Source organism: Geobacillus sp. LYN3, from assembly GCF_003064505.1.
Lineage (GTDB): Bacteria > Bacillota > Bacilli > Bacillales > Anoxybacillaceae > Parageobacillus_B > Parageobacillus_B toebii.
On sequence record NZ_QCWL01000063.1, the window covers coordinates 1 to 865 of the forward strand.

1 protein-coding gene is annotated in these 865 nt (G+C 47.9%); it reads left to right on the top strand.

What is annotated here, in order from left to right; all coding sequences use genetic code 11:
• Window positions 1-120: 120 nt before the first annotated feature.
• On the top strand, window positions 121-865 hold a 745-nt coding region (locus DCC82_RS18455; protein ID WP_233253091.1), incomplete at its 3' end, for a transposase.

An 865-nucleotide genomic window follows, 5' to 3' on the forward strand; every position in this document is an offset into this window, starting at 1 on the left:
TTGGCTCTTCACCACAAGTTGTACTTGATCATTTAAGGTAGGTGTGCATAGAGGGTACAAAAAATGCGAATTTTCCTGTATGGTAAAGGTGACCAAACCAAACCATGGAGGGAAATTCGCATGTACTCTCAGTTTATCAAAGAACTCATCGATTTACCAGATGTTTTGATTCAAAAGGTGCGAAAAGAAGGGGAACGTTGGATTTTCGAACTTTCTCTACCCGAACAATGCCCGTTATGTCCTGTCTGTTTGAAGCGCACGATCAAAATGACAGACAAAAAGAAGCAATGGATGCATGGCTATGCTCAGCGAATCGGAATTTTTTGGATCGAACTTCCTGTCGAGCGCAGACGTTGTAGCACGTGTGGCGTGACGTTCAGCACGTCGTATCCAGCCATCTCTCCTCGAAGTGTGGCGACGGATGCGTTTCAGCGATGGGTCGCGCAATCTTGCATCGGAACATCCATTCAGGCGGTGGCTCGTATGCTCAAGCTTCCTTACACGACCGTTGAACGATGGTTTTATACCCATGCCCCTTCCTTCCTATCGAATGACGTCCAACCAAAGGCGGTTTGTGTCGATGAGTTTGCTTTTCGAAAAGGGCACGACTATGGAGTGGCGATCATGGATGCCGAAACGGGAGAAGTGTATGCCATGGAAGCAGGAAAGAACGAGGAAGCCATTGGGCGTGCATTGGCTCATGTGTCTCGTTCCGTTCAGTATGTCGTGAGTGACTTGGCTCCAGCGATGAAAAAAGCGATTCAACGGGTTTGCCCAGAGGCGACACATGTCGTCGACTATTTCCATGTCATTCAGCTGTTTACCGATGCGTTAGAACGTTGTCGCAAATATTTGGGCAAAGGAG